The organism is Paramuribaculum intestinale (genome assembly GCF_030759015.1).
GTDB classification, from domain to species: domain Bacteria; phylum Bacteroidota; class Bacteroidia; order Bacteroidales; family Muribaculaceae; genus Paramuribaculum; species Paramuribaculum intestinale.
This window is the reverse complement of sequence record NZ_CP098825.1, coordinates 2,072,508-2,095,641: the sequence shown is the minus strand read 5'-3', so window position 1 is coordinate 2,095,641 and position 23,134 is coordinate 2,072,508. Positions and strand designations below refer to the sequence as shown.

The following is a 23,134-nucleotide window of genomic DNA, read 5'->3' as shown; positions in this document are numbered from 1 at the left end:
ATTATGGCCGACACTGCGTAGCGGGGTTATGACAAAAATCCTTAACTTTGCGGAGTATGGAAAAACTGAAGCAACTTTATGCGGCGGCGTTCGGCTCGGAGCCGACGGAGGTCAGTCAGCTTCCGGGAGCCGGATCCAATCGCCGTTATTTCCGTCTGTCGGGAGCGGGCGGTTGTCTGGCCGGCACACTCGGTTGTGATGCGGCCGAAAACCGTGCGTTCATCTCTCTGGCCGGCGCGCTGTCGAAGATAGGTGTCAGTGTGCCCGAAGTGGTGGCCGTCAGCGACGATTCGATGGCCTATCTGCAGACCTGGGCCGAGGGAACGTCGCTTTACGATTATCTCGGACGGTGCCGCCATAGCGGTGTCTATGACGATGAGGCTATGGAGGTGTTGCGTTCTGTCATGCGCGATCTTGCAGTCATACATTCGGCTCCCGACGGAAGCATCGACTATTCGGTGACGGTGCCGGTGGCGGAGTTCTCCGAGGATGTGGTCATGTGGGATCTCAACCACTTCAAATACTGTTTTCTGAAAGTTACCGGCACCGGTTTTGACGAGGCGGCTCTGGAGCGGGATCTGCGGGCGCTTGCCGCGCAGACGGCAGTAGCGCCCGGTGACGGATTCATGTATCGCGATTTCCAGTCGCGCAACATCATGGTGAGTCCGTCGCTCGGCAGGGTGTATATCGACTTTCAGGGGGGCTACCGCGGACCGGCGGCCTACGATGTCGTGGCTTTCCTGTGGCAGAGCCGTGCACGCTATCCGGAGGCTGTGCGCGAGGTGCTTCTGAAGGTGTATTGTGAGGCGCGCGGATTTGATGACGCCGGGACGTCGGCCTTCAGGGCGAGGCTCCCTCTTTTCAGGCTGTTGCGCACGCTGCAGACTCTCGGCACGTACGGGCTGCGCGGACTTGTGGAGCGCAAGCAGATGTTTGCCGACAGTATTCCGTCGGCGATAGAGCAGTTGCGGAGTCTGCCTCAGGAGGTGACGGGGCGGTTTCCGGAGTTGTCGCGCATCATTTCGTCGCTTCCCGATGCGGCGTCAGGCTCAGGTGGATCTAACGGCGAGCCATTGACGGTGACGGTGGGCAGTTTCTCATATAAGCGCGGGCTTCCGGCCGATCCGTCGGGCAATGGCGGCGGCTTTGTGTTTGATTGCCGCGCGGTGCATAATCCCGGGCGCTACGACCGCTTCAAATCTTTGACCGGCCGCGACCGCGAGGTTGTTGAGTTTCTGGAGAGGGAGCCGGAGGCGTCGGCGTTCATCGGTCATGCCGAGGCGCTTGTGGATGCTTCGGTAGGGCGATACGTGGAACGTGGATTCACGTCGCTCAGCGTGTGGTTCGGGTGTACGGGCGGGCAGCATCGTTCGGTCTATTTCGCCGAACTGATGGCGCGGCATCTGAAGGAAGCTTATCCGATGATTGTGATCAGACTGATACATCGCGAACAGGCCATAGACTGCTGTTTTAATGAATCGCAAAAAAGTGTTTGCGTGTGATTTTTAAGAGTTACTTATGAATGCTCTGATATTTGCTGCCGGACTTGGCACGCGTCTGCGTCCGCTCACCGATTCGTGTCCGAAGGCACTCGTCGAGGTAGGCGGAGAGCCAATGCTCGGACGTGTGATTAGTCGTGTGGTGGCTGCGGGTGCTGACCGCATAGTGGTCAATGTGCATCATTTTCCGGATATGGTGGCCGACTATCTGCGGCGGACCGATTTTGGTGTGGATGTACTTGTCAGCGACGAACGCGACTGTCTGCTCGATACCGGTGGCGGTCTGCTTAAGGCTATGCCGCTGTTTGACAACGATGAGCCTATATTGCTCCACAACGCCGATATTCTCACCGACAGTCCGCTTGGCGGGCAGATCGGGGCACACAGGGCTTCAGGTGCTGACGCCACGCTGCTTGTGGATCTCCGCGAGTCGTCGCGGCGTCTGCTTTTCGATGGATCGATGAGGATGCGCGGATGGGCGAGAGCCGATTTTTCGGAAGTGAGGCCGTCGGGGCTTGACACTTCAGGACTTGAGCCGCTCGCATTCGGTGGCGTACACGTCGTGAGCCGCTCGGTGGAGCCGTTGCTTGAGGAGTATGCCTTGGTTCATGGCCGGGCGTTTTCCATAACGGATTTCTACGTGGCGGTATGCGGCCGGTCGGTGATACGCGGATTCCGGCCCGCAGGTATCTACCGGTGGTATGACATAGGCCGCCAGACATCGCTTGCCGCAGCGCGGACCGCTGTAGGGGCGGGTCTGCTGTAGCGTGTAGCGGGTTTTATGATCTAATCGGCTCTTGTCCGGGGTGTGGTCTGCGCGTATAGGCCGTTGACCTTGACGGTGACGGTTTCATCAGTCGGGGCGGTGGAGTAGACGGCCCATCGGGTGACCTGACCTTCATTCCACGATATGTCGACTTCAAGATTGCCTCGGGCTTTGGCTCCACGGATGCTTCCGCTTGTCCATCCCGGAGCGGGAGCCGGCAGCAGCTGTATGACTCCCGAATGGGACTGAAGCAGCATTTCGTGCATGGCCGTGGCTATGCCGAAGTTTCCGTCGATCTGCAACGGCAGATTCTGGGTGGTGAGCAGGTTGTCGAGCATATTGTGTCTGACAAGCCCTTCGATCATTTCGTGCGCTTTGCCGCCTTCGCCGAAGCGTGCCCACAGGCAGGCTCGCCATGCCCATGCAAAGGCTCGCCGGCTGTCGCCCGATGTCAGTCGCATTTCGAGCGAACGGCGTGCGGCCTGTGCGAGCAGTGGCGTGGATTCGGAATTGATGGCGTTGCCGGGGAATACGGCGAACAGGTGTGAGGTGTGGCGGTGGTCGGTCACCGGTTCGCGGTCGATCATCCACTCCATCAGGTTGCCTTTCGCTCCGATGCGCGGCGGAGCCATCCGGCCAAGTTTTTCGCTTAGTCCGGCAGCCCAGAGACTGTCGGTGCGGAGTATTCCGGCCGCCTTGACGGTGTTGGCAAACAGTTGCGACACAATCTGCTGATCGTGTGCCACTCCGTCCTCTCCGCGCGGGCCTATTTCAGGCGACCATCCGTTAGGCACCACGAGAGTGCCTTCGGCGATGTCGTGAAGTTCGGGATAGGCCGAGGTGTCGACAGGCCGGTACTCGCTCTCGAAGCCTTGGCCTCCGCGCCCGAGCTGCTTGAGATTGCGTTCCCAGTAGTGGCATAGTTCTTTCATGACCGGATAGGCCTCTTCGCGCAGGTAGGTGGTGTCGGAGGTGAAGGCGAAGTGTTCCCAGAAGTGTAGCGCGTACCATGCCGATCCGGGCAGGTTGACCTGCCATCCATGGCCTCCGAACGGATTGTGGGAGGTGTAGACGATCCATCCGTCGGCTGCATCCTCGGCTTTGCGTCCGATCGCTTCCAGATATTCGCGGGTGGCAATGCGGTTTGGTTCGCGCATGGCTCTGAGGTAGTCGAGCATAGCCCGATGACATTCGGGAAGATTGGCCGCCTCGGCAAACCAGTAGAGCATCTGGAAATTGATGTTGCTGTGGTAGTCGTTGCCCCATGGCGCGGTGATACGCGCGTTCCAAAGCCCCTGCAGGCCGCCGGGGAGGCTTCCCGGCCTTGAGGAGGTGATGGTGAGGTAGCGTCCGAAGTTGTATATCAGATTGTCGGTGGCAGGGTCGTGTCCGGAGGTACGGTATGCTGCGAGCCGTCGTGGTGTGGGTATGGTGTCGGTGTCGTCGGTGTTGAGTGTCAGCTCCTGCCGTCCGTAGAGCTGCCGGTAGTCGGCCTGATGGCGAAGCAGTAGCCGGTTGTAGCCAGTGTCGTCGACAGCCCGGAGCCGGGCTTCGGCTTTGATTTCGGGCGACTCGCCTCTGAAGCGGCGGGCGTGATCCATGACGTAGTTGGTTTCAATCGCGGTCACGATGGTCAGCGAATCGGCATTGTCAACAGTGAAAAAGCCCTCGCCCGGAGTCAGCGTGCCTCCGTGAACCCTGATGTCGGCCACGGCCATGCATTCCATGCCGTTGCTTAGCCGGCTTTGGAGTGTCAGGCGACGCGTGGCCTGACAGGCGCTGACGGTGTCTTCGTCGCGCTGCGTGACAAACAGCAGCCGGGCACTGAGCCCCTGAGGCCGGTCGGCGCGGTAATGTATCACCATCACCTGGTCGGGGTGGCTGCAGAACGTGGTGCTTTCGATCAGTGTGCCCCGGCGTCGTGCCGCCGAGGTGACAAGGCCTTCGTCGAGGATTATCTGCCGCAGAAACGATCCGCGGGCGGCCGGAGTGTCGAAATCCACGATGAGATCGCCTACCGGCTGCGCGCCTCCGAATCCGTCGTCGCCGACATAAGGATTGTTCTCGCCGCGGAAGCTTTTGTCGCCGTTGGAGTTGATGGTGCCACCATTGCGTCCGCCCGACCAGAACGACACTTCGTTGAGGGCGTAGCGGTCACGTCCGCTTCCGTGGAGCACCGAGGCTCCTATGCGCCCGTTTCCGGCCAGATATGACTCCTGTTCCCAGATGCGCAGCGGGTTGCTGTATTGTCCGGCAGTGGCGGCGGCTGTCTCTTCATTGAGATAGTCGGAGTCCTCTCCCTGCCACCATCGTTTGACCGTGGCCGAGGGTGCGGCGACCCGCGGCAGGCGCGGGGGAGTGTCGCCCTCCCACAGGCCGTCCCATCGGTCGGAGGTCAGCCGGCGTTCGTTCTGGTTTTCGATCACTTGTGTGAATGCGGGAAGATCTGACCATACTCGGTCGGCGATCCGTTGCCGGGCCTGAACGGTCACTGTCGCCGATGCGAGAGCCGCTATGAGCAGCGTGTGGCGTATTATCCGGTCGTTTTTGTATGTCATGGCCTTTCGGGGAGGTGAAAAGATGGTTTCAGGTGGGGTCCTGCAGGTGATATGGCTATGTGATGATGCCTCGCTGTCGCGCGACAAGATCGCGCACTCCGGCAGGTCCCTGCAGTTCGAGATCGGAGAGGGCTATGGATATTCTTGCGGCCTATGGTGTCGTTGTCCCAGATCGACCCGCAGGTGACGGCTTCGGCGTAGGAGTAGAGTCCGGCGTTGAGTTCGAGCGAGTGGATGCGCTCGGCCACGCGTTTCATGCCGCCCGGAAATCGGGTGGGGTGGGGCTGCATGCGTCCGTCGGCTGCGCGGTGGCCGAAGAAGCCGTCGTCGACGTTGATATGGTCGTATCCGGCATCACTGAGTCCGGTCGAAACGAGGGCTTCGGCTTGCCGTATGATAAGCGAGTCGGAAATGTCGACTCTGAATGAGCTCCATCCCATTACCGGGGTGGAGGCTGTGGCTGCCGCGGCTGTCATGGATGCTGCAAGTATCAGTGGATTTCGCATGATGTGTGGGGCAGTGTGGGTGATGATGTTGTCTGTAATGTTTGAAAAAAGCCCCGCAGTCGACAGGTTGAGTGTGGCTGCGGGACCCGGTATGGTTGCCGTGGCTGTCGGCGCTGATCAGCGCTTGACGACGTGGCTTACGGGTGTCATCTTGAAAGTGAAGTCATAGTCGCCATACTTCATGAGGTAGTTGTCGTAGGGCATCGCTCCCCATGAGTCGATGCATCCGAGTCCCATCTGTCGCTTGTCGATAAGCAGATTGGTCAGCGGTGACTTCTCCACCTCTTCGGAGTGGCGGTTGACTTTGTGGGTGCCTTCGTCGAGTGATTCAACGGTGTAATGGAGAGCCGATGCCGAGAAGGGTTCCGCTGCCTGGAATTCGAGTCCGCGTCCGGCATGGTTGACCTGCTTCCAGTAGCGGATGTCGGTCTTGGTGCCTGTCTCCTGCGGACGGATGTAGGGGTAGAACTGTTCGTCGACGGTCTGGTCATACACTCCGAGGTCGGCGGCCTGTGTGCGGTCGATATAGTTCTCTATCGGTCCGCGGCCGTAATAGACGATGTGGTCGAAATTCTCCGGCATCTGCATCTGCATTCCGAACCGGAAGAGGTCGCTGACCTTGGCGCCGGGTGTGGCAGTCAGGTGTTCGTTGACAAGCACTGCTCCCTCGTTGTTGACTGTATAGGTCATCTCGAGAGTGGACTGTACTGAGGGCATGTCGTAGAGAGCCTTTATGACGGCGAGTCCGTCGGAATTCTTGTCGGCGGTGAGGCTCTTGAGCTTCATTTCGGGGTTGAGCCATGCGCGGTAGCGGTTCTGGAGGTTTGCTCCGAAATCATTGTCGGTCGGTGCGCGCCAGAAGTTGGGCTTGAGGCACGAGCCGTCGAGTATCATTTCCGTGCCGTCGACATCGTAGCGTGTCATGAAGCCGGTCTGCCGGTTGAAATCGATGCGCACTCCGGGCGCCTCGACCACGATCACTGTGCGGAGATTGTCCTTGATCGTAGGCTGTGTGACAGGTGTGTTGGCCAGTGTGCGGTTGGCTATGGTCAGCTCGGGAGCCTCGTAGGGTCTGATGACGGTCTGCTGGCGGTCGAGCACTGTGCCTGCGTCGATGATGCCTTCACTGTCCTTGGTCTTGACCGCTGTGTTGAGAAGCCATTCGCCCTGATCAGTCACCTTTCCGTAGGGGATAGTGATGCGGGCGTGCTGCTGCGGAGCGGCCTTGAGGTTGTCGATCACGCCTGATCTCACGGGCTGACCGTCGTGGAGCAGCGTCCATTCGAGCACACGGTTGCCGAGGTCGCTGAAGAAGTATTCGTTATAGAGATCAAACTGTCCTTCGGTGCCTTCCACCGGCGTGAGCCATACGTTCTGCATGACGCGTTTTGCCTCGTGTGCGTGGGGATTGAGGCGGCGGTCGGGGTTGACAAGGCCGTTATTGCAGAAGTTGTAGTCGTGGCGCGGGTCATATTCGTTGAAGTCGCCGGCATAGGCGAATATCTCTTTGCCCGACTTGCCTTTCCATCTGGGAGACTGGTCGACGAAGTCCCAGATGAAACCGCCCTGCAGGTTGGGGTATTTGCGGATCACGTCCCAGTATTCCTTGAAGCCGCCTTCGGAGTTGCCCATCGCGTGGGCATACTCACACTGTATCATCGGTTTGGTGCGGTCGGTGCGTTTGCCGTAGTCCTCCATGCCTTTGGGGCTGACATACATGGGGCAGTAGATGTCGGTGTGGTCGGAATATCCGGCACGCTCGTACTGCACCGGGCGGCTCTGGTCCATGGCCTTGACGGCTTTGTAGGCGGTGACGAAGTTCACTCCGTCGCCGGCCTCGTTGCCGAGGCTCCAGAAGATGATGCTGGGGTGGTTGTAGTTGCGTGCCACGTTGCGCTCGTTGCGCTCAATGTGGGGTTTTTCGAACTCGGGGAATTTGGCGAGTGATTTTTCGCCGTAGCCCATGCCGTGGCTCTCGATGTTGGCCTCGGCCACCACGTAGATGCCGTAGCGGTCGCAGAGGTCATACCATTCGTTAGCGTCGGGGTAGTGGCATGTGCGCACGGCGTTGAGGTTGAGTTCCTTCATGATCTTGATGTCCTGAAGCATGCGCTCGCGGCTCACGTAGTATCCGCCGTCGGGATCGAGTTCGTGACGGTCGGCGCCCTTGAAGAGCACAGGCTTGCCGTTGACGAGCACCTGATCGCCTTTGAGCTCGATCTTGCGGAAGCCTACAGCCACGGGTATGGTTTCGTGTCCGCCGGCCAGAGTGGCTTCAAGCCGGTAGAGGCTTGGTGTTTCGGCTGTCCATTTTTCGGGCGCAGCCACTTCCATCACGGCTTTGCCGCTGCCTTTGACGGTGGTATGCGTCACTTCCTTGCCCTGCGGATCGTAGAGCCGCAGGTCGGTGGTGCCGTTGCCCTTGAGCTTGATGTCGACAGTCAGGCGTCCGTCGCGATAGTCGTTGACGAGGTCGGGCACCACGCGGATGTCTTCCACTCGGTTTTTGTCGCGGGCATAGAGATAGCAGTCGCGTCCGACTCCGCTGTAGCGCATGAAGTCCTGGTCCTCGAAATATGTGCCGTCGCTCCATCTCATCACCTGAAAGGCGATGAGATTCTCTTTGCCGGGCACGAGATAGGGGGTGAGGTCGAATTCCTGTTCAAGCTTCGAGTCCTCTCCGTAGCCGACATATCGGCCGTTGACCCAAAGATACATGTTGGACGAAACGGCTCCGAAATGTGCTATGATGTCTTTGCCTTTCCAGTCGGCGGGTATGACGAATGTGCGGCGGTATGATCCTACGTGGTTGTTTTCTGTGGGCACCTTCGGTGGATCGCTCTCAAACTGGTAGTTCCACGGGTATCCGGGGTTGATATACAGCGGATCACCGTAGCCGTTAAGTTCCCATATGGCCGGAACTTCGAGGGTGTCCCATCCCTTGTCGTTGAAGTTTTTGGTGAAGAAGTCGGTGGGGCGCGACGTGTAGTCCTTTACCCAGTTGAATTTCCACGGCCCGTTGAGGGTCATGAAGTTGGATGAGTTTTCCTTGACTCCCGCCTCTGCGGCTTTCTTGCTCTCGTAGGCGAAGTAGGCGCTGTGCATCGGTGCGCGGTTCACTTCGTTGACCTTCTGGTCGTGCCATTCGGTGAAGGTCTGCGCTCCGGCTCCGAGTGTCGCGGCGAAAGCCAGCCCGAGTAATACTGCTTTTTTCATGTGGATTTATCAGGTAGATTAGTTGTTTTCACAAAGGTAGTGAAAATTTATGAGCCGGCAGTCCATTTATGCGGCTGCTTGCTCTTTTTTATGTAACTTTGAGGATTGAAATGTAAACCAGTCATGATAATGGAAAAACCGATATTTATCGCGGCGGCGTTGGCCGTCGCTGTGGGGTCGTCGGCTGTTGCCGCCGCTGCTGCCGTCCCCGACACAGTCGCAGTGGAGACACCGGTGTATTATGTCCCGACGGCGGTGGCTATGCCGGTTATGGTCGATTCGACCGATGTCAGCGCCAAGAGTTTTGATGCGGGATCGCTCCTCAGGAGCATGCCGCGGCTCGATGCTATGGCTCCGGTCGTGGACGCTCCGGCAAGAGATGCGTCGAAAGCCGAGGTGGGGGCGCTCTCTTTCCGGCTCGAAAACCGGTCGTTCGGCAAGGTGCGTCTGACCGTGGAGGGCGCCGACCGCTATCTGCTCACCGTGGACGGCCGCAAAACAGCCGCCGGCGAGGAGCTGCAGCTGTCGCCCGCCACCCATCGGGTGGAGCTTGCATGGCTGCGTGTGCCGGGCGATACGGCCGGAGTGCCTAAAGTGGGCTATGTCACGGCCACACCCGAGCGCTTCAGCGTCAGAAACGACGGCAAGCGCATGTACACTTTGGAGGATGTGCTGAGCGGCCGTCGTGTGAGGTCGGTCAGTGTGGCTCCGTCGGGGCAGTATCTTCTGTCCAGATATGAGGAGGCGCGTCCCGACGGTACGGTGGAGCGTTATTCGCTGCTCTCCGGTCCGAAGGGTTTCGTGCGCGGCCGGCGCGAGCGCGCCGACGTGGCGTGGATGCCGGTCACCGACCGATATTACTATACGGCCGAGGGAACGACTGGGCGCGAACTGCGTGCCGTCGACGCCGCATCGGGCGAGGAGAGCATACTGGCCACCGGTCTGCCTCAGGGTTATTTCACGATCGCTCCCGACGAGCGCACACTGATCTTTTACGTGGCCGAAGAGGGGCATAAGGAGAATCCCGACGTGTATCGCATCTCGGAGCCTGAGGACCGTCAGCCCGGCTGGCGCACACGCCATCAGCTTGCGGCCTACGATCTCGCCACAGGAATAATGCGTCCGCTGACTTTCGGACATACCGCCGCCCAGCTTCTCGACATAAGCGGCGATTCGCGCGAACTGCTCGTGCGCCTGTCGCGCAGCCGGCTGGAGAAGCGTCCTACCACGGTGTCGACCATAGCCATACTGAATCTCGACGACATGAGCCTTGACACCATAGTGGCCGACGACGGATTTATCGGCACGGCCATATTCTCGCCCGACGCCTCGCAGGTGGCGATCACCGGTTCGCCGGAGGCACTCGGCGGCATAGGCAACTGTGTGCCGCAGGGGCGTGTGCCTTCTATGGTAGACAATCAGCTCTATGTATATTCGCGTGGCGACCGCAGTTTCCGGGCAATGACACGCGATTTTGACCCGAGCGTGGAGAGCGTGGAGTGGAGCCGTGCCGACGGCAAGGTGTATTTCACCGCCGAAAACCGCGACATGAAGAGCCTCTACCGCATGGATCCGAAGTCGGGACGGATAGCGATGATAGCGCTTCCTGAGGAGATGATCGGATCATTCTCTGTTCCGGCAAAGGGTGCTATGGCTGCGTTTACGGGGCATGGGGCGCAGAATCCCGACCGTCTTTACCGTCTGGATCTCCGCAAGGATGCGGCCTCGCTGCTCGACGAGCCTATGGCCGAGCGGCTTGCCGACGTGGAGCTTGGCGAATTCCACCCCTGGAGTTTCGTGAACTCGCGCGGCGACAGCATTCATGGCCGCTACTATCTGCCCCCGTCGTTCGATCCGTCGCGCAAATACCCGATGATCGTCAACTATTACGGCGGTTGCTCGCCTACGGGACGCGATTTCGAGAGCCGTTATCCCCATAATGCCTACACTCAGCTCGGCTACGTGGTCTATGTGCTCAATCCGAGCGGAGCGGCCGGCTTCGGTCAGGAGTTTTCGTCGCGCCATGTGAATACCGCCGGTCAGGGTGTGGCCGAGGATATTATCGAGGGCACGAAGAAGTTCTGCGGCGAGCATCCGTGGGTCGATTCGTCGAAAATCGGCTGTATCGGTGCTTCCTACGGCGGCTTCATGACGCAGTATCTGCAGACCGTCACCGACATTTTCGCCGCGGCGATATCCCACGCGGGCATCAGCGACCACACGAGCTACTGGGGTGAAGGCTACTGGGGCTACTCCTACAGCGAGGTGTCGATGGGAGGTTCGTATCCGTGGACGCGCAAGGATCTGTATGTCGACCAAAGCCCTCTTTTCAGAGCCGACAAGATCCACACTCCGCTGCTTTTCCTCCACGGCGACAAGGATGTGAATGTGCCTGTCGGAGAGAGCATACAGATGTTTACGGCGCTCAAACTTCTTGGCCGTCCTACGGCTTTCGTGGCAGTCAAGGATCAGGATCATCACATACTCGACTACGACAAGCGCCGCCGCTGGCAGGATACTATCTTCGCATGGTTTGCCCGCTGGCTTCAGGACGATCCGGAATGGTGGGACACACTCTATCCGGCAGTCCCCGGCGAGTGATCCACCGGCATAAAGCATAACAAAGGCCCTGCGTCCATGAATAGGTCAGTGACGCAGGGCCTTGTGTTATGATGGGCAGATGGGAGCGGGTGGGTGCGGCCGGTCGGAGATCAGAATGTGAGCGATGCGCCTATTTCTAGGCGGCGGAGCGATGCGTCGATAATCCAGTCGCCTCGGCCGAGGCATCCCGGCGCTTCTCCTTTGTAAAAACGGTGCGAATCGTTGAAGCCAAGAAAGAGATAACGCAGTTTAATATCTACAGGACTCTTTGGAATACGGTATGCGAAGCACGGCGTCACTCCTGCTTCTGTCATATTGCTTGAGCCGTGCCAACCGTTATCTTTATCCCCTTCAAAAAAGTTGTATAGTATATGAGCTTCCGCGATTAAACGGAATCCTCGTGGAAACCTCAAAAAGCTCCATTCGCCATATACGCCTATGCCGGAATAATGCTCGTTCTCATCGTTTTGCCCTTCATAGCGATACAGCAGGCCAGCTTCCCAGGCGGAATTGAAACGATATCCTATCCGGGGTGTGATTACAGGATGGTAATCGTCACTTTCCCAATATCCACCGTAAGTGATCTTTTTATGATAATGGCTGCAGCCGAAAAATGCAGAGGCCGTAATGCCACGGTCGTCGCCGAAGTCGATAGCCTTAATTTGGCAGAGGGTGCAGACGACAATTACAGTTAAAGTTATGATTCTTTTCATTGCGCGTTCTTATGGATTTGAAATCGTTTATAGAGGCCGGATGTACAATGTGACTCGGTGGTCTTTATAGTTACGGCTTTCTCCATTGTCTAAATTTATCTTTATATTGGTATCGTCGAAATATGCGTCATATAACCCCTTAGCTCCCCAGTTGTAGTGGAAACGTAAAGGTGTGTATGATGTTTGAGTGTATTTCTTGTATGCTTCGATCATAAGATCTGGAATGATAGAGGCTTCCGGACGATAGTCAATCGTCATGACACGGATTTCATATCCGTTCTGTCCACGCTCATATCCGTCACATACCCAGGCGTGTGCTTTATTCGCAGTGTAGTCTTGTCCGCAAATAAATACAGGAAATCTTTTTGACACTTCCTTGAGGACGCCTTCCGTGTCGTAATTCTGATATGTCACTTTATATCCATTCCTTTCAAGATATGCCTTTGCATCGAGGTTGTCGCAGGGAGTTCCATTAGGGGAAAAGACTGCTCCCATGTTGTCGCCTAAATGATACAGGAATCTTTCGGTAGCATCACAAAAGCCGTTATCCTGAATCTCATTCCAGTTGAAGGATGACGGATACTTGTGAAAATACATGATTTGGCCGACAGCTATTGTTGAACAGCCCAAAGGCCATGCGTTTGGTACATACATGTTGAAAGGAATATCCTGATGCCATTTTGTCGTTAGTAATTGTGTCCGAGTATACTGGCTTATTTCTCTGCGCAGAACGATGGTGGAGCTTTCTATGGATCCGTAGTTTGCGTTTCCCCATTGCAGCAGCTGCGACTGGATTTCGCTCTTGATCATTGGCGATAGGTTGGCATATTCCGAAGTTCTCATATAATCTTCGTAGAGATATACCGTGAGATTGGAATCCATTGACCATCGGGCAAGGCTGTCGTAATAGACCTGCGGCTTGTCGGGCGCTCCGCTTCTCGAATCCGATATGAGCTCTTTCTTATCCGTGTCAAGGGAGGTCCATAGCGATGCAATCGATGCTTTCACCTCGGGGTCGAATGAATCGGCATGGCTGATCTTGAATTTCTGCTCTGCGATCCAGATGTTTACCGGATGGTCGGGCGAGATGTTGTTGATGTCGAAATTGCCGTGGTCGCTTTCTGCGATAACCGGGAGATAGTCCTTTGATGCTGACACTATGACAAAGCCCCGGTTATTGGCAAAGTTGACGATATACATCTGTGCGATTCCTAGACTGTCGGTCAGACTTTCGACGGATTTGATCTCTGTTTCGGCAGCTCGAGAACCCTGCGGAGCGAGTTGGGTCAGGGCAATCTGCATAGCCTTGGCTTCCGTGACTATGGATGACGTGTCAGGGACGATCGTGGTGATTGGTGTACGAGACGGTTCTTCTACGGTAGGGGGCGGCTCGGAGATGCTGTCATTGCAAGAAAACAGCAGGGTGGCGGTGGATAAGGCCACGAGGATATTGGTTTTCATGATCGGTTGGTTTTTCTTGATTGTTAACGGACGTTTGCAAATGTATTAATATAAAATCAGAAAAACAAAGCGAAAAGAAGTTAAAGAAGTGTGGTGTCGTGTTTTTTACACAAAAAAGTGGTTGCAAGGATTCGTCCCGCAGGCTTATAGAGGTTGCCGACGGGTGTTAAGGCTGCTGCTTACGATGCGATAAAAAGGGGTGGAGTCAGGGATGGGACTGGAGCTCGCGGATGGCGCGGATTATGGCGGTGGTGGTGGCGCGGTCGATGACGCGCTCGCGGTTGCCGGGAAAATGGAATGTGTCGGCCCATAGTCCCCAGGGGGTGGCTACGGCGATGCAGACGGTTCCGACCGGTTTTCCTGGCACAGCCCCGCCGGGGCCGGCAATGCCGCTTGTGGCCAGAGCGATGTCGCATCCGAGAGCTTTGCGTGCGCCCGAAGCCATCTCTTTGACTACGGGGATGCTTACTGCGCCGTGGGCTTCGAGCGATGCCTCGCTGACTTCGAGCAGACGCCGTTTCACGTCGTTGGAGTATGACACGACTCCTCCGAGCATGGCTGCGGAGCTGCCCGGCTCGGCAGTGATCGTGTGGGCAATGTTGCCTCCTGTGCAGCTTTCGGCGGTGCCTACAGTCAGATGGCGTTCGACAAGCATGTCGAGCAGGCATCGTGCGGGAGTGATGTCGCCGCGACACATAAGGTTGCCGGCAGCAAGTAGGGCGAGTTCGTCGGCAAGGCGGTCGATCTCCTTTTTCAGAAATCCGGCATCGGTGTGGCGTCCGTCGATACGCAGCCTGACCACTCCGGGCTTGGGAAGATATGCCAGATGGGCGTAGGGCGGAAGCGCGCTCTCCCAGGGGGCGAGGCGTGTGGCCAGCGCCGATTCCGAAATGTCGGCCAAGACGAGGGTGCGGTGTTCGATATGGTCGGGCGAGGGGAATCGCTGAAGGAGCATCGGCATTACTGCCGACGAGAACATCTCGCGGGTTTCAAACGGCACTCCGGGCATCGCCACGAGTATATGGCCGTCGGTGCGTTCAAACCACATCAGGGGGGCTGTGCCGACGCGGTTCTGGATCACGCGGCATGATGTGGGCACGATGGCCTGTGCTGCTGTGAGATCGTTGAGTTTCAGTCCGCGGCGTTCCACTACTTCACGCACATTGGCCAGCACGTCGGGATCCTCGCGCAGTTCTCCGCCGAAAATGTCGGTGAGCACGGCTTTGGTGATGTCGTCTTTGGTTGGTCCGAGTCCGCCGGTGGTGAGTACCACCGGTGTGGAGTCGAGTGCACGGCCGACAGCTTCGCGAATGGCTTCGCGGTCGTCGGCCACTGTCATCACCTGCTCCACTTCCCATCCGTGGGGAGCCATGAGCCGGGCAATCATGCCGCTGTTGGTGTCGGTGACCTGTCCGATGAGAAGTTCGTCGCCGATAACGATAATGGTAGTTTTCATTGCTGTGTGGTTGATGTTTCCGACTTTCAGGCGTGTGATATGTGATGGTGTCAGACGGTGACGCGTGCGAACGGGGCTTCGGAGTAGGAGCAGAAATCCTTGTCGAGATACTTGAAATGTCCGGCTATGGCTACCATGGCGGCGTTGTCGGTGGTGAAGGCGCGCTGCGGTATGAAGGCTTCTACTCCCTCTTCGCGGCAGAGCTGCGCGACGGCCTCGCGCACTCCCGAATTGGCCGAGACGCCTCCGCCGATGGCCACGGTGGCCACGCGTGTCTGCCGGATGGCTTTGCGTAGCTTGTCGATGAGTATCTCTATGATGGTGTGCTGGAGCGATGCGGCCAGGTCGGCCTTGTTGGCCTCGATGAATCCGGGGTCGCCGGCGAGGGCGTAGCGGAGTGTGTAGAGAAACGATGTCTTCAGTCCGCTGAAACTGTAGTCGAGTCCGGCGATGTGTGGTCGGGCGAACCGGAAACGCAGGGGATCGCCCTGCGCCGCGAGCCGGTCGATGTGGGGGCCTCCTGGATAGGGGAGTCCCATCACTTTGGCGCACTTGTCGAATGCCTCTCCGGCGGCGTCGTCGATGGTCTGTCCGAGTATCTCCATGTCGGAGTGTGAACGGACGAGTATTATCTGGCTGTTGCCACCCGATACGAGCAGGCACAGATAGGGGAACTGCGGGACGCGGTCGTCGGGATTGTTGCGGATGAAGTGTGACAGCACGTGGGCGTGGAGATGGTTCACGTCGATGATCGGTATGCGGAGTCCGAGCGACATCCCTTTGGCGAACGATGTGCCGACGAGGAGCGATCCGAGCAGCCCGGGGCCGCGGGTGAACGCGATGGCCGAGAGGTCGGAGGGGCGGAGCGATGCCCGGCGGAGCGCGGCGTCGACCACCGGAACGATGTTTTGCTGATGGGCGCGCGAGGCCAGTTCGGGCACTACGCCGCCATATTCCTCATGGACGCTCTGGGAGGCTATGACGTTGGAGAGCAGGAGGCCGTCGGATATGATGGCCGCCGAGGTGTCGTCGCACGACGATTCGATGCCCAATATGTTGATGCTCATAAGTGGTAGAAGTGATTCGTTGTTTCTTCGGTGCAAAGTTAGCTTTTTGGCGTCAATGCGACAAATGCGCGCTGACATGGATGCGTGTCGGAGTTAATTTTGCAGTCGTTATGGAAATGCTGAGATGTATATTTGTGGCGGTTTTGGCCGCGGCTGCGGGTTTCGTGGCCGGAGTGAGTGTGGGGTGTAAGGAGAGTGCCGCGGGCGTGTGCCGGACGGTCGAGGTGGTGCGTGACACGGTGACGGTGCGCGACACAATTGTCGTGGAGCGGCCTGTGGCGGTGGAGCGCCGCGTGACCGACACGATAATGGTGCGTGTGGCGGCGACTGATACGTGTGCGGCGTTGACGGACAGCGTCGACGTGCTTCTTCGGGCCGAGAGCGTGCGTTATGCCGGCGACCGCTATGAGGCATGGGTGAGCGGTTACCGCCCGCGGCTCGACAGTCTGCGCATCTATGGCGAGGATCGTGTGGTGAACAGTGTCGTGGCTGTTCCGGCTACAGGCCGGCGTCGCCGCTGGGGTGTAGGCGTGGCGGCGGGGGTGGCTCTGACTCCGTCGGGCGTCGGGCCGGGAGTAGTGGTAGGGGTCACTTATTCGCTCTGACCGGCAAAGGCTTTCAGGCGCGCGATCTCTTCGGACCAGAGCGATGTGTCGGGTGTTTCGAGTATCAGCGGTATGCCGTCAAACCGCTGATCGGCCATCAGACGGCTGAAGAAGTCGATGCCTATGGCTCCGAGTCCGAGCGATTCGTGCCGGTCGACGCGCGATCCGAGTCCGCGCTTGGAGTCGTTGATATGCATGGCGCTCAGATAGGCCAGCCCGACGGTGTCGTCAAATTCCCGCCATGTGGCCTCGTAGCCTTCGGGGGTGGCAAGATCGTAGCCTGCGGCGAAGGCGTGGCAGGTGTCGATACACACTCCGATGCGGGTCTTGTCGGTCACGCGGTCGATGATCCTGGCGAGCTGTGAGAATGAGAATCCGAGGTTGGTGCCTTGCCCGGCGGTGTTTTCTATGACGGCTTTCACTCCCTGAGTGCGGTCGAGGGTGAGGTTGATGGAGTCGGCGATGCGGTCGAGGCAGTCGTCGGTCGTAATGGCTTTGAGGTGGCTTCCTGGATGGAAGTTGAGCATTGTCAGTCCGAGCTGTTCGCAGCGTTTCATTTCGTCGAGAAATGCCTCGCGGCTCTTTTCGAGTTTTTCGGGATCGGGTGCGCCGAGATTGATCAGATAGCTGTCGTGGGGCAGTATGGCGTCGGGTGTGAATCCGAGTCTGAGGCAATTGTCTTTGAATGCCTGAGCCTCGGCCTCTTTGATGGCCGGCGATGTCCATCGCGACGGATTGCGGGTGAACAATGCGAATGCGTTGGCTCCTATGGCCGCGGCGTTGACCGGGGCGCTGCTTACGCCCTTTTCGGCAGATACGTGTGCTCCTATCAGTTTCATGCGGCAAATGTAGGAAAAAATCGCGAGAAACTCCGTCAGTCATGCGATAAACAAACATTCGGCGGAACATCCGGCACGGTTTCCGGCGCGGAGGATGAAATAATGACGTGGCGTGCGGGCGAACCACCTGCGCTGCGGTATTGTTGTAATGGGGTAAACAAGTAACTCCGGATATATTATGAATATCAAGAAACTAATGCTGTCGACGCTCGCTGTGGCTGCAGCTGCCGTGGCTTCGACGCCGCAGGCCGAAGCCTGTTCACGTGTTTTGTACCGTGGCGACTCCACGCTGCTGATCGTGGGCCGTTCGCTCGACTGGAAGACGCCTATCCCGACAAATCTGTATGTGTATCCGCGCGGCATGGCCAAGCAGGGGAGTCCGGCTCCCAATGCCGTGAAGTGGACGTCGAAATACGGTGCGGTTTATGCCGTGGGCTATGACGGCGGCATCACCGAGGGAATGAACGAGAAGGGTCTGGTGATAAACGGCCTGTTCTGCAAGGGAACGGTCTACAGCAATGATTCGGTCAGCGGACGTCCGCCGATGTCTCTGGCCATGTTCATCGGCTGGCTTCTCGACATGAACGCCACTACGCCCGAGGTGGTGAAGGTGTTGCGCGAGCAGAATTTCGATCTGTCGGGGGCTTCGTTTGACGGAGGCACGACCTCTACGCTCCATTGGGGTATCACCGACGCCGAGGGACGGAGCGCGATCCTTGAGTTTGACCACGGCAATGTGCGTGTGTATGAAGGCACCGACATGCCGGTGATGACCAATGATCCGCCTTATCCGCAGATGATGGCCATAGAGGATTACTGGGAAAAGGTGGGTGGCGCCAACATGCTTCCGGGCACAGTGAAGAGTCCCGACCGTTTTGTGCGCGGCACGTTTTTTGCAAATCATGTGGAGCGTACCGACGACCGCCGTATCGGTCTGACGATAATCAGGAGCATCCTGATGAATGTGTCGGTGCCCTATCAGTACACGGTCGAAGCGGAGCCCAACGTATCGTCGACGCAGTGGCGGTCGTTTGCCAATCTGACCGACAGGCTGTATTATTTCGACATTGTGACCAATCCGGGTCTGGTATATGTGGATCTCGGCAAGATGGATCTCCGTGCCGGTCAGCCCGTCAGGAAGCTTGATACTTCCACGCTTGGCGATGCCGCCGGTGAGGTGAATTCGATGATGAAGGTGTCGGAGGGATTCAAGCCGATGTATTGAACCGATTTTTTCTTCCGAACGATACTGCAGGGGGCTGCGCCGCATGGCGTGGCTCCTTATTCCAGATCAGGGCGGTCAGAGAGTGTAGACTGTGGCCCGGATCTGATCGGCTATGGTCTGCGGCCGGCCTCCGGCGATGCTTTCGGGGGTGATGGGGTGTCCGATGCGGATCTCGAAGTGCGATCCGCGGTGGCGGAACACTTCGCGCGGGAGCAGCGCCATCTCAATGTTGAGCTTCAGGCCTGATCGCTGGCGCAGCCGTGCGAACCGGTAGAATGAGGGAGAGTTGATGCCGGAGAATCTGACGGGCACTATGGTGCGTCCGCTGCGCAGGGCGCGGTTGACGAATGTCGGACGCCAGCGGAGGTCGGCGATCGTGCCGCCGGGCAACTGGCGTGAGCATAGTCCGGCGGGAAACATTATCACCGGCCGGTCGGATGCGAACGCTCTGTCGACGGCCTCGGATGCTTCGCGCGACTGTGCGCCATGTTTGTTTATGGGCAGGAATACTCCTGCAAGGGGAGTTATGGCCATGAGCAGGTCGTTGACCATCACTATTGGCTGGCATCCGTAGCGGCGGGCCGCCCAGTCGATCAGTGTTATGCCGTCGAGTCCTCCGAGAGGATGGTTGGAGGCTATGATGACGCGTGTGGTGTCGGGCAGACGCTGCTCTGCTGTGGTTGTGTAGCTGACACTGAGGTGGTCGAGGGCTGCGTGGCAGAACTCCGCTCCGCGCAGGTGGCCGGCATGGTCGAGCACTTCGTTCATCTCCCGCTGGCATATAAGGCGCTCGAGCCAGGCGATCAGCCGCCGTGGAATCCAGCGCATACGCCGGTCGCCGAGGCGGCTTCGCAGCACTCTCTCCAGATCTATCCGCAGGCGGTCGTCGGTCATGGGGCTTTGACGTTTTTATTGTGTTGACGGAGTATTTCGGCGGCGCGTCGTGCAAATTCGATCCTTTGCTCTTCGGCCTCCTGGTCGTCGTGGATCGGCCGGTCGGCTCTGACCACTCTGAAAGGCTCTCCGGGACGCGAGGGGGTGACGGTAAAGAGCAGATGACTTTCGGCACGGTCGATGTAGGGACGTCCGAGCCTGTCGCGCCGGAGCGTCACGCTGACGGCTGCTCCTCCGCGGGTGTCGGGTGTGCGCATGGCCGACAGGAAGTTGCCGAGCGAGTAGACGGTAAGATGCCGGCGTCCGGCTGAGTCGGCGGCCATTTCGGCCGGCTGTATGACGTGGGGATGCGATCCGATGACCATATCGGCTCCGGCGCGGTGTATGCGGCTGCCGGTGTCGCGCTGCGACTGTTCGGGCAGCATCCGGTATTCCACTCCCCAGTGGATGCAAACGGCCACGAGTTCGACTCCCCGGCTGCGCGCGCGGGCTATGTCGGCTTCGATGAGGCTGACGTCGATAGGGTCAACTGCCACGGCGGCTCCGTGACGGATGCCGTTGGTGCCGTAGGTGTAGTTGAGAAATCCGATGCGGAATCCGTTGACGTCGGCTATATGCAGCGCCAGAGAGTCGCGGACGGAGGCGGGGCTGTAGGTGCCGATATGCGGCATCGCGAGGGAGTCGAGCACGGCTATGGTGCGCTGCAGTCCGCGGTCGCGCCGGTCGAGGCAGTGGTTGTTGGCGGTGAGTGTTAGATCAAATCCGGCGTCGCGCAGCGCCTGTGCATAGGAGTCGGGCGCGCTGAACATCGGGTAGCCCGTATATGGCTCTCCGCCGAGCGGTGCTTCGAGATTGACCACGGCATAGTCGGCTTCGCTCACCCACCGGCGTATGGAGTCGAAGCAGGCGTCGAAGCTGTGTGTGCCGTCGGGCTGCAGTGCGGCGTCGATCTGCCGCTGGTGCATCATGGCGTCGCCCACAAAGAGCAGCTCCGCCTCTTCGGGGGCGCAGAGCAGCCATGCGAGCGATACGAGCAGCCCGATCATAGGTCAAGCGAAGGTGTGGTGTGGAGGTCAGTCGTAGATCTCGTGGCGTGCGGCCAGCAGGGTGTTCTGCATCAGCGAGCAGATAGTCATGGGGCCTACACCTCCGGGCACGGGTGTGATCCAGGAGCAGATCGGAGCGACGTTTTCGAAGTCGACGTCGCCGCAGAGTCGGAATCCGCTCTTGCGCGAGGGGTCGGGCACGCGTGTGGTGCCTACGTCGATGATGACGGCTCCGGGTTTTACCATGTCGGCTGTGACGAAACCTGGCTGTCCGAGCGCGGCGATGATAATGTCGGCGCGGCGGGTGTGCTCTTTAAGGTCGCGTGTGGCCGAATGGCAGACGGTGACGGTGCAGTCGCCGGGGTTGTGTTTCTGCATGAGCAGCTGTGCCACAGGCTTGCCTACGATGTTGCTGCGTCCGAGCACCACGCATTCGGCGCCTTTGGTGGGTATGCCGTGACGTCCGAGAAGCTCAACGATGCCGGCGGGTGTGGCGGGCAGGAAGCAGGGGAGTCCGATCGACATGCGTCCTACGTTGACGGGATGAAATCCGTCGACATCCTTTCGGTAGTCTATGGCCTGTATGACGCGCTGTTCGGATATATGGCGCGGCAGCGGCAGCTGCACGATGAATCCGTCGACGTCAGCGTCGGCGTTGAGCCGTGCTATAGCTTCGAGGAGCTGGGTCTCTTCCACCGTGTCCTCAAAGCGTATGAGCGTGGAGCGGAATCCGCAGCGCTCGCAGGCTTTCACCTTGTTGGCAACGTATGTTTCGGAGCCGCCGTCGTGTCCTACCAGTATGGCTGCGAGGTGGGGTCGTTTGCGGCCCTCGGCCACCATCTGCTCCACTGTGGCCGCTATCTCGGCCTTGATTGCTTCGGCTGTCGCCTTTCCGTCGATAAGTTTCATCTATTGTATGTGTCGGTTGATATTCTTTCGGTTGGTGTGGCCGGTGTGTGCGATTTCAGCGCCGGCGCATCTGCCTCATCATCTTCATGGGGTTTTTCATGCTCGTGGCGGCCTTCATCATCTTGCGGGTGTCGTCAAACTGCTTGAGCAGGCGGTTGACCTCCTGAACCGTAGTGCCTGATCCCTTGGCAATGCGCTGACGCCGGCTGCCGTTGATGATCTCCGGATGCTGGCGCTCATAGCGTGTCATGGAGCTGATGATGGCCTCCACGCCCTTGAAGGCGTTGTCGTCGATGTCGATGTCCTTGATCATCTTGCCCACTCCGGGTATCATCGATGCGAGATCCTTGATGTTGCCCATCTTTTTGATCTGCTGTATCTGCGCCATGAAGTCCTCCAGATTGAACTGGTTTTTGGCTATCTTCTTCTGCAGTTCGCGCGCCTCTTTCTCGTCGATGGCCTTCTGGGCTTTTTCCACGAGCGATACGATGTCGCCCATGCCCAGTATGCGGTCGGCCATTCGTGCGGGGTGGAAATAGTCGAGTGCATCGAGTTTTTCGCCCGTTCCGACGAATTTGATGGGCTTTGTCACTACTGTGCGTATCGACAGCGCCGCGCCGCCGCGGGTGTCGCCGTCGAGCTTGGTGAGCACCACTCCGTCGAAGTCGAGGCGGTCGTTGAATTCCTTGGCTGTGTTGACGGCGTCCTGACCGGTCATGGCGTCAACCACAAAGAGTGTTTCCTGCGGCTTGACGGCTTTTTTGATGGCTTCGATCTCGTCCATCATCTCCTCGTCGACGGCGAGTCGGCCGGCGGTGTCGACGATCACGAGGTCAAAGTGGTTCTGTCTGGCATATTGAATGGCGTTGGATGCGATCTCCACGGGGTTGCGGTTGCCCTCCTCGGTGTAGACGGGCACCTCGATCTGCTCGCCGAGCACTTTGAGCTGGTCGATGGCGGCGGGACGGTAGACGTCGCAGGCCACGAGCAGCGGGCGTTTGGCTTTCTCGCTCTTGAGCTTGCGGGCGAGTTTGCCTGAGAAAGTGGTCTTACCCGATCCCTGCAGACCCGACATGAGTATGACGGCGGGCTGTCCCTGCACGTTGATCTGTGCGGTTTCGCCGCCCATGAGTTCGGTCAGCTCGTCGTGGACGATCTTTACCATCATCTCGTTGGGCTTGACGGCATTGAGCACGTCGCGTCCGAGCGCCTTGGTCTTTACGGTGTCGGTAAACTGTTTGGCTACCTTATAGTTTACGTCGGCGTCGAGCAGAGCCCTGCGCACGTCCTTGAGCGTTTCCGCTACGTTGATTTCTGTGATTTTGCCTTGACCCTTCAGAAGCTTGAAGCTGCGTTCGAGTCGTTCGCTTAGGTTCTCAAACATGCGAGTGTACGGGGTGGGTTATGGTTAGTTGATGAGTCGGTTGGTGTCGGTGTCGGGAAATACCACCTTGGGCTTCCATGTGCGTGCCTCTTCGGGAGTCATGGCGGCGTAGCTCATGATTATGACTATATCGCCTCGGTGCACCTTGCGTGCGGCCGCTCCGTTGAGACATATGGTGCCTGATCCGGGTTCTCCTTCTATGACGTAGGTGTCGAAACGCTCGCCGTTGTTGTTGTCGACGATGTAGACTCTTTCGCCTGCTATTATTCCGGCCGCGTCCATCAGTTGGCGGTCGATGGTGATAGATCCGATGTAGTCGAGATTGGCCTCGGTCACTCTCACTCTGTGGATCTTTGATTTCAATACTTCGATTGTCATCTTGCGGGTAT

General features: G+C 58.4%; 17 protein-coding genes and 1 pseudogene. 5 read left to right on the top strand and 13 right to left on the bottom strand.

Annotation, left to right across the window (positions count from 1 at the left end; all coding sequences use genetic code 11):
• The first annotated feature begins 56 nt into the window (after positions 1-56).
• Together NF347_RS09485 and NF347_RS09480 are read left to right on the top strand one after the other, a co-directional pair.
• Positions 57-1,502 (top strand): RapZ C-terminal domain-containing protein, encoded by a 1,446-nt coding sequence (locus NF347_RS09485; RefSeq protein WP_107035644.1) that lies wholly within the window; start codon positions 57-59, stop codon positions 1,500-1,502.
• Positions 1,503-1,518: 16 nt separating this feature from the next.
• The gene (locus tag NF347_RS09480) at positions 1,519-2,265 is read left to right on the top strand and encodes a nucleotidyltransferase family protein (RefSeq protein WP_107035643.1); all 747 of its coding nucleotides are present in this window, start codon (positions 1,519-1,521) and stop codon (positions 2,263-2,265) included.
• A gap of 20 nt (positions 2,266-2,285) precedes the next feature.
• On the opposite strand, the gene NF347_RS09475 is transcribed toward NF347_RS09480, so the two are convergent.
• The 3 genes and pseudogenes from NF347_RS09475 to NF347_RS09465 all read right to left on the bottom strand — a co-directional run bounded on the left by NF347_RS09475 (position 2,286) and on the right by NF347_RS09465 (position 8,545).
• Positions 2,286-4,823, bottom strand: a complete 2,538-nt coding sequence (locus NF347_RS09475; RefSeq protein WP_107681582.1) for a glycosyl hydrolase family 95 catalytic domain-containing protein — start codon at positions 4,821-4,823, stop codon at positions 2,286-2,288.
• A gap of 149 nt (positions 4,824-4,972) precedes the next feature.
• Positions 4,973-5,329: pseudogene (locus NF347_RS09470) on the bottom strand (alpha-galactosidase); the annotation flags it as partial.
• 117 nt (positions 5,330-5,446) lie between these two features.
• Positions 5,447-8,545, bottom strand: coding sequence for a glycoside hydrolase family 2 TIM barrel-domain containing protein (locus NF347_RS09465; RefSeq protein WP_107035640.1), 3,099 nt, complete (start codon positions 8,543-8,545; stop codon positions 5,447-5,449).
• Between the two features lie 129 nt (positions 8,546-8,674).
• On the opposite strand from NF347_RS09465, the gene NF347_RS09460 reads away from it, so the two are divergent.
• Complete coding sequence (locus NF347_RS09460) at positions 8,675-11,146, top strand: S9 family peptidase (RefSeq protein WP_107035679.1); 2,472 nt, start codon at positions 8,675-8,677, stop codon at positions 11,144-11,146.
• Between the two features lie 110 nt (positions 11,147-11,256).
• Here NF347_RS09460 and NF347_RS09455 read toward each other — a convergent pair whose 3' ends face one another.
• The 4 genes from NF347_RS09455 to tsaD form a co-directional block, all read right to left on the bottom strand.
• The gene (locus NF347_RS09455) at positions 11,257-11,859 is read right to left on the bottom strand and encodes a hypothetical protein (RefSeq protein ID WP_107035639.1); all 603 of its coding nucleotides are present in this window, start codon (positions 11,857-11,859) and stop codon (positions 11,257-11,259) included.
• Positions 11,860-11,886: 27 nt separating this feature from the next.
• A complete protein-coding gene (locus tag NF347_RS09450) occupies positions 11,887-13,320 on the bottom strand; it encodes a C10 family peptidase (protein WP_107035638.1) in 1,434 nt (477 codons plus the stop codon).
• A 205-nt stretch (positions 13,321-13,525) separates the two neighbouring features.
• The gene (locus tag NF347_RS09445) at positions 13,526-14,776 is read right to left on the bottom strand and encodes a CinA family nicotinamide mononucleotide deamidase-related protein (protein WP_107035637.1); all 1,251 of its coding nucleotides are present in this window, start codon (positions 14,774-14,776) and stop codon (positions 13,526-13,528) included.
• A gap of 50 nt (positions 14,777-14,826) precedes the next feature.
• Entirely contained in the window at positions 14,827-15,843 is a 1,017-nt protein-coding gene (tsaD, locus tag NF347_RS09440) for a tRNA (adenosine(37)-N6)-threonylcarbamoyltransferase complex transferase subunit TsaD (protein WP_107035636.1), read from the bottom strand.
• Between the two features lie 110 nt (positions 15,844-15,953).
• Between tsaD and NF347_RS09435 the strand changes: the two genes are divergently transcribed.
• Positions 15,954-16,448 (top strand): DUF6808 domain-containing protein, encoded by a 495-nt coding sequence (locus tag NF347_RS09435; RefSeq protein ID WP_107035635.1) that lies wholly within the window; start codon positions 15,954-15,956, stop codon positions 16,446-16,448.
• Here the strand turns inward: NF347_RS09435 and nfo are convergent.
• Positions 16,436-17,287, bottom strand: coding sequence for a deoxyribonuclease IV (gene nfo, locus NF347_RS09430; protein WP_107035634.1), 852 nt, complete (start codon positions 17,285-17,287; stop codon positions 16,436-16,438). The two genes, NF347_RS09435 and nfo, sit on opposite strands and share 13 nt — an antisense overlap.
• A 178-nt stretch (positions 17,288-17,465) precedes the next feature.
• On the opposite strand from nfo, the gene NF347_RS09425 reads away from it, so the two are divergent.
• Positions 17,466-18,512, top strand: coding sequence for a linear amide C-N hydrolase (locus NF347_RS09425; protein WP_107035633.1), 1,047 nt, complete (start codon positions 17,466-17,468; stop codon positions 18,510-18,512).
• Positions 18,513-18,587: 75 nt separating this feature from the next.
• On the opposite strand, the gene NF347_RS09420 is transcribed toward NF347_RS09425, so the two are convergent.
• From NF347_RS09420 to panD, 5 genes are read right to left on the bottom strand one after another with little or no spacing between them, the layout of a single operon-like run.
• A complete protein-coding gene (locus NF347_RS09420; RefSeq protein WP_107035632.1) occupies positions 18,588-19,406 on the bottom strand; it encodes a 1-acyl-sn-glycerol-3-phosphate acyltransferase in 819 nt (272 codons plus the stop codon).
• Positions 19,403-20,452 carry a CapA family protein gene (locus NF347_RS09415; RefSeq protein WP_107035631.1) on the bottom strand — a complete coding sequence of 350 codons (1,050 nt, stop codon included), beginning with the start codon at positions 20,450-20,452 and terminating at the stop codon, positions 19,403-19,405. The genes NF347_RS09420 and NF347_RS09415 overlap by 4 nt, the downstream gene beginning before the upstream one ends.
• 27 nt (positions 20,453-20,479) lie before the next feature.
• The gene (gene folD / locus NF347_RS09410) at positions 20,480-21,361 is read right to left on the bottom strand and encodes a bifunctional methylenetetrahydrofolate dehydrogenase/methenyltetrahydrofolate cyclohydrolase FolD (protein WP_107035630.1); all 882 of its coding nucleotides are present in this window, start codon (positions 21,359-21,361) and stop codon (positions 20,480-20,482) included.
• Between the two features lie 55 nt (positions 21,362-21,416).
• Positions 21,417-22,745 carry a signal recognition particle protein gene (ffh, locus tag NF347_RS09405; protein ID WP_107035629.1) on the bottom strand — a complete coding sequence of 443 codons (1,329 nt, stop codon included), beginning with the start codon at positions 22,743-22,745 and terminating at the stop codon, positions 21,417-21,419.
• 24 nt (positions 22,746-22,769) lie between these two features.
• Positions 22,770-23,123 (bottom strand): aspartate 1-decarboxylase, encoded by a 354-nt coding sequence (gene panD, locus NF347_RS09400; protein WP_107035628.1) that lies wholly within the window; start codon positions 23,121-23,123, stop codon positions 22,770-22,772.
• Positions 23,124-23,134 lie beyond the last annotated feature (11 nt).

Coding starts and splice junctions, on each gene's coding strand:
- NF347_RS09485 (WP_107035644.1), top strand. CDS start 57: ATGGAAAAACTGAAGCAACTTTATGCGGCGGCGTTCGGCTCGGAGCCG.
- NF347_RS09480 (WP_107035643.1), top strand. CDS start 1,519: ATGAATGCTCTGATATTTGCTGCCGGACTTGGCACGCGTCTGCGTCCG.
- NF347_RS09475 (WP_107681582.1), bottom strand. CDS start 4,823: ATGACATACAAAAACGACCGGATAATACGCCACACGCTGCTCATAGCG.
- NF347_RS09465 (WP_107035640.1), bottom strand. CDS start 8,545: ATGAAAAAAGCAGTATTACTCGGGCTGGCTTTCGCCGCGACACTCGGA.
- NF347_RS09460 (WP_107035679.1), top strand. CDS start 8,675: ATGGAAAAACCGATATTTATCGCGGCGGCGTTGGCCGTCGCTGTGGGG.
- NF347_RS09455 (WP_107035639.1), bottom strand. CDS start 11,859: ATGAAAAGAATCATAACTTTAACTGTAATTGTCGTCTGCACCCTCTGC.
- NF347_RS09450 (WP_107035638.1), bottom strand. CDS start 13,320: ATGAAAACCAATATCCTCGTGGCCTTATCCACCGCCACCCTGCTGTTT.
- NF347_RS09445 (WP_107035637.1), bottom strand. CDS start 14,776: ATGAAAACTACCATTATCGTTATCGGCGACGAACTTCTCATCGGACAG.
- tsaD (WP_107035636.1), bottom strand. CDS start 15,843: ATGAGCATCAACATATTGGGCATCGAATCGTCGTGCGACGACACCTCG.
- NF347_RS09435 (WP_107035635.1), top strand. CDS start 15,954: ATGGAAATGCTGAGATGTATATTTGTGGCGGTTTTGGCCGCGGCTGCG.
- nfo (WP_107035634.1), bottom strand. CDS start 17,287: ATGAAACTGATAGGAGCACACGTATCTGCCGAAAAGGGCGTAAGCAGC.
- NF347_RS09425 (WP_107035633.1), top strand. CDS start 17,466: ATGAATATCAAGAAACTAATGCTGTCGACGCTCGCTGTGGCTGCAGCT.
- NF347_RS09420 (WP_107035632.1), bottom strand. CDS start 19,406: ATGACCGACGACCGCCTGCGGATAGATCTGGAGAGAGTGCTGCGAAGC.
- NF347_RS09415 (WP_107035631.1), bottom strand. CDS start 20,452: ATGATCGGGCTGCTCGTATCGCTCGCATGGCTGCTCTGCGCCCCCGAA.
- folD (WP_107035630.1), bottom strand. CDS start 21,361: ATGAAACTTATCGACGGAAAGGCGACAGCCGAAGCAATCAAGGCCGAG.
- ffh (WP_107035629.1), bottom strand. CDS start 22,745: ATGTTTGAGAACCTAAGCGAACGACTCGAACGCAGCTTCAAGCTTCTG.
- panD (WP_107035628.1), bottom strand. CDS start 23,123: ATGACAATCGAAGTATTGAAATCAAAGATCCACAGAGTGAGAGTGACC.